Raw genomic sequence first — 4,887 nt, 5'->3', positions numbered from 1 at the left:
GGGCGGCTGACGGGGAGGTACGGCGATGGGCCCGGCCGGACGGCCGGGCCCATCGCCGTACGGGAGGCGGGTCAGTGCTGGGAGGCGACCAGGGAGATGCCGACGTAGTGCGCGACGAACGCCGCCAGCGTCAGCGAGTGGAAGACCTCGTGGAAGCCGAACCAGCGCGGTGACGGGTTCGGGCGCTTGAGGCCGTAGATGATGCCTCCCGCGCTGTAGAGCAGCCCGCCGACGACGACCAGGACCAGCACCGCGACGCCGCCGGCGCGCATGAAGTCCGGCAGGAAGAACACCGCGGCCCAGCCCATGGCGATGTAGCAGGGGGTGTAGAGCCAGCGCGGGGCGCCGACCCAGAACACGCGGAAGGCGATGCCGGCCGCCGCCGCGCCCCAGATGGCCCACAGGAGCGGGCGGCTGGTGGACTCGGGCAGCAGCAGGAGGGTCAGCGGCGTGTAGGTGCCCGCGATGATCAGGAAGATGTTGGCGTGGTCGAGCCTGCGCAGCACCGCCTCGCCGCGTGGGCCCCAGGTGCCCCGGTGGTAGACCCCGCTCACTCCGAACAGCAGACAGGCGCTGAGCACGTAGACGGCGCAGGCCACCCGTGCACGCGTGCTGTCCGCCATGGCGATCAGGGCGATTCCGGCGATGACCACCGCGGGGAACATTCCGGCGTGCAGCCAGCCGCGCATCCGCGGTTTGACCGGGACGGGGTCCGTGAGTTCGACGGGACCGGAGGCGGCAGAAGTCATATCGGCATGTTACCTACGCTTCCGTAGGTAGCCGATTCGAGTGGCGATGCTCACGTGTGCGGCCCTCTGGACATATGGGCGAGTTGGTCGGATGATCAAATGAGTGCGGTCGGCACCGGATGAGCGCCAGGGGAATTCGAAGGGGTCAGCATCCGGGTCGCAGCCCCCACGGGGCCTGACAACACACCCTCTCGACTAGGAGCGATCGTGGCGCGAGACATCGCGGCTCCCCTCACTGTTCCCACTCGGCACCAGGAGCTCGCCTCCTGGGTGGACGAGATCGCCGCTCTCACCCTGCCCGACCGCGTGGTCTGGTGCGACGGCTCCGAGGCCGAGTACGAGCGCCTGTGCGGGGAGCTCGTCGCCAAGGGCACCTTCACCGCGCTCGACCCGGTCAAGCGCCCCAACTCCTACTACGCGGCTTCCGACCCGAGCGATGTCGCCCGCGTCGAGGACCGCACCTTCATCTGCTCCGAGAAGGAGGAGGACGCGGGCCCGACCAACCACTGGAAGGCCCCCGCCGAGATGCGGGAGATCTTCACGGGCGGAAAGGGCGTCTTCCGCGGCTCCATGCGCGGTCGCACGATGTACGTCGTCCCGTTCTGCATGGGCCCCCTCGGCTCGCCGCTCTCCGCGATCGGTGTCGAGATCACCGACTCCGCGTACGTCGCCGTCTCGATGCGCACGATGACGCGCATGGGCCAGGAGGTCCTGGACGAGCTCGGTACCGACGGCTTCTTCGTCAAGGCCGTCCACACCCTCGGTGCCCCGCTGGAGGAGGGCCAGGAGGACGTGCCGTGGCCCTGCAACTCCACCAAGTACATCTCGCACTTCCCCGAGGACCGCGAGATCTGGTCCTACGGCTCCGGTTACGGCGGCAACGCCCTGCTCGGCACGAAGTGCTACGCGCTGCGCATCGCCTCCGTCATGGCGCGGGACGAGGGCTGGCTCGCCGAGCACATGCTGATCCTCAAGCTCACCCCGCCGCGCGGTGGGTCGAAGTACGTCGCGGCCGCCTTCCCCAGCGCCTGCGGCAAGACGAACCTCGCCATGCTGGAGCCCACGATCCCCGGCTGGACCGTCGAGACCATCGGTGACGACATCGCCTGGATGCGGTTCGGCGAGGACGGCCAGCTGTACGCGATCAACCCGGAGGCCGGTTTCTTCGGCGTCGCGCCCGGCACCGGCGAGCACACCAACGCCAACGCCATGAAGACCATGTGGGGCAACTCCGTCTTCACCAACGTCGCGCTCACCGACGACGGCGACGTGTGGTGGGAGGGCATGACCGAGGAGCCGCCGGCGCACCTCACGGACTGGAAGGGCAACGACTGGACCCCCGAGTCCGGCACGCCCGCCGCCCACCCCAACGCCCGCTTCACCGTCCCGGCCGGGCAGTGCCCCATCATCGCGCCGGAGTGGGAGGACCCGAAGGGCGTGCCGATCTCGGCGATCCTCTTCGGCGGCCGCCGCGCCTCCGCGGTGCCGCTGGTCACCGAGTCCTTCACCTGGCAGCACGGAGTCTTCCTCGGGGCCAACGTCGCCTCCGAGAAGACCGCCGCCGCCGAGGGCAAGGTCGGCGAGCTGCGCCGCGACCCGTTCGCCATGCTGCCGTTCTGCGGCTACAACATGGGCGACTACATGAAGCACTGGGTCGAGGTCGGCGCCGGCAAGGCGGACCAGTCGAAGCTCCCGAAGATCTACTACGTGAACTGGTTCCGCAAGAACGAGGCGGGCACGTTCGTCTGGCCCGGCTTCGGTGAGAACAGCCGTGTCCTCAAGTGGATCGTCGAGCGGCTGGAGGGCAGGGCCGAGGGTGTCGAGACCCCGATCGGCATCCTGCCGGCCAAGGGGTCCCTGGACACCGACGGCCTGGAACTCTCCGAGTCCGACCTCGACTTCCTGCTCACCGTGGACAAGGAGGTCTGGCGCGAGGAGGCCGCGCTGATCCCCGGGCACCTCGACACCTTCGGCGACCACACGCCGAAGGAGCTGTGGGACGAGTACCGCGCGCTGGTCCAGCGCCTGGGCTGATCCCCCCGGTCCCCGCGGCCGGGCCTCTTCGGCGACCGCCCTGACCTGTGGAGCCGGCGGCCCGCCGCGGCACGGCACCCGGAGCCCTCTCATGGTTCCGGGTGCCGCTCCTTTCCAGGGGGCCGCCTCCGGCGGGACGGCGCCCCGTTTTCAACGAGAACGCCCATGAATCGCCAACAACTTGCGCACATAACCTTCACATCTGTTGCATGATCCCCATAGGGCGCTCGGGGGAGACCGGGGTGCCAACGATCCTGTGGGGGAAAGCAGTTGAACAGGTCAGGACAGAGGAAGCGCGGCCTCGCGACACTCCTCGCGCTCACGCTCGGAAGCGCGGGTCTCACGGTGCTCGCCGCACCGGCGGCCCACGCGGCGGACGACGACGTGGCGAAGCTGCCCATCTCGTCGTTCTCGTCCATGGTCGTGGACTCCGCGCACGAGCGGGTCTACATCAGTGACGACACCCGGAGCACGTCGGCGAAGTCGGCGGTGCACGTCTACAACTTCCAGGGCCAGAAGGTCCAGGAGCTGGCCAGCACGGCCGGTTCCGTCGGCGGTATGGCCCTCGCGCCCGACGGCTCGAAGCTGTACGTCTCCGAGATGTACCGGATCTCCGTGTACGACACCGAGACGTACGCGAAGACCCTCTACAACGGGAACAGCGGGACCGGGCAGTGCGGGCGTCAGGTCGCCCACGCGGGCGGCAAGGCGTGGTACACCGAGACCACGTACACCGGCCGGTGCGACGAGAGCCAGAGCTATCTGTACGGGAGCGTGAACGGCTTCTACTCCTACACCGGCTGGGAAGGGGCGGGCAGGCTCAACTTCGCGACCGCGCCCCAGGCTCCGGACCTGCTCGCCATGGGGCAGACGCTGACCCCGGGCGGCACCAACCCCTATCTGACCGTCTTCGACAGCAGCGGCGACACGCTCGTACGCGGACCGCAGCGCCGCTTCGCCGACAGCACGGGCGCGGGCGCGCTCGACCAGAAGGACCTGGCGCTGTCCGCCGACGGCAGCCGGCTGGCCGTCGCCGACGCCGCATACGGCACCCGGCTGCTGAGCACCGCCGACCTGTCCGACGCCCCGACGCCGTACCAGCCGCTGCCGGAGGGCGCGAAGGCGTCGGCCGTCGCGTTCAGCGGGGACGGGAAGTACATCGCGCGGGGTGCCACCGCCGCCGGGTCCACGGCCGACCTCCTGATCCAGAAGGCCGATCCGGCGGAGGGCACCACGGCGCTGGAGTTCGCCTTCGAAGGCGAACTGGACGGTTCCCGCGTCACTCCGCGTGGCCTCGGGTGGTCCCAGGACGGCTCCCGGCTCTTCGCCGTCACCACCAACGCCGCCGGTTCCGCCTACTGGCTGCATGTGATCCAGCCCCCGGCCGCCCAGTACGACTCCCGCTTCACGGGCACCCTGACAACCACCCCGGCCACCCCGGTCGTCGGTGAGCCGCTCGGCATCCGGGGCCGGCTCGAACTCGACGGCCCCGCTCCGGCGGAGCCGGTCAAGGTGGCCGCGACACGCCATGACGCCGACGGCGACCGCAAGCTGGCGGCGGTCGAGGTGGACGCGGACGGCACGTTCACGGTCCTCGACGTGCCCTCGCTGGTCGGCGAGTCCACGTACACCCTGTCCTTCCTGGGCGATGTGACCCACCGTCCCGCCGAGGACGTCACCCTCCAGGTCGCGGTGGCCAAGGCGCCGACGGCCATCGCGCTCACGGCTCCGGCGGAGGTGACGAAGAACCAGGGGCTGGAGATCACCGGCACCCTGACCGGTCAGGGCCGGGCGCTGCCCGCGGGCATCACCCTGTCCGTGCAGCGGACCGACAGGCGGGGCACCGGCACGCTCACGTCGGCCGCCGTCGCGGCGGACGGCACCTTCAGGATCAACGACCTGGCGTCCGTCCGGGGCGAGGTCGTCTACACCGTCGCGTACGCGGGGGACGACCTGCACAGCGCGTCGACCGCGTCGGCCACGGTGCGGGTCCGCCCCGCCGCGTAGCCGTTCACGCGCCCGAGCCGGGTGCGGTCCGCACCCGGCTCGTGAGTGGCACCCGGTCCACGCGTCTTCGCGACCGTGGACCGGGGCCGTCAGGGGG

The 4,887-nt window shown here is 70.3% G+C and carries 3 protein-coding genes; 2 read left to right on the top strand and 1 reads right to left on the bottom strand.

The window, feature by feature from the left end:
• Positions 1–71: 71 nt before the first annotated feature.
• The gene (gene trhA / locus VN520_RS36860) at positions 72–749 is read right to left on the bottom strand and encodes a PAQR family membrane homeostasis protein TrhA (RefSeq protein ID WP_325751315.1); all 678 of its coding nucleotides are present in this window, start codon (positions 747–749) and stop codon (positions 72–74) included.
• A 207-nt stretch (positions 750–956) separates the two neighbouring features.
• Between trhA and VN520_RS36855 the strand changes: the two genes are divergently transcribed.
• On the top strand, positions 957–2,783 hold the full coding sequence (locus VN520_RS36855; RefSeq protein ID WP_325751314.1) for a phosphoenolpyruvate carboxykinase (GTP): 1,827 nt from the start codon (positions 957–959) through the stop codon (positions 2,781–2,783).
• 270 nt (positions 2,784–3,053) lie between these two features.
• Positions 3,054–4,790: an Ig-like domain repeat protein gene (locus VN520_RS36850; protein WP_325751313.1), complete on the top strand. Its 1,737-nt coding sequence runs from the start codon at positions 3,054–3,056 to the stop codon at positions 4,788–4,790.
• Positions 4,791–4,887: the final 97 nt, after the last annotated feature.

Origin of the sequence: Streptomyces sp. (assembly GCF_035563135.1) — a bacterium.
Lineage (GTDB): Bacteria > Actinomycetota > Actinomycetes > Streptomycetales > Streptomycetaceae > Streptomyces.
Note: the sequence above shows the minus strand (reverse complement) of the source record. Positions and strands in the feature narration are given on the sequence as shown.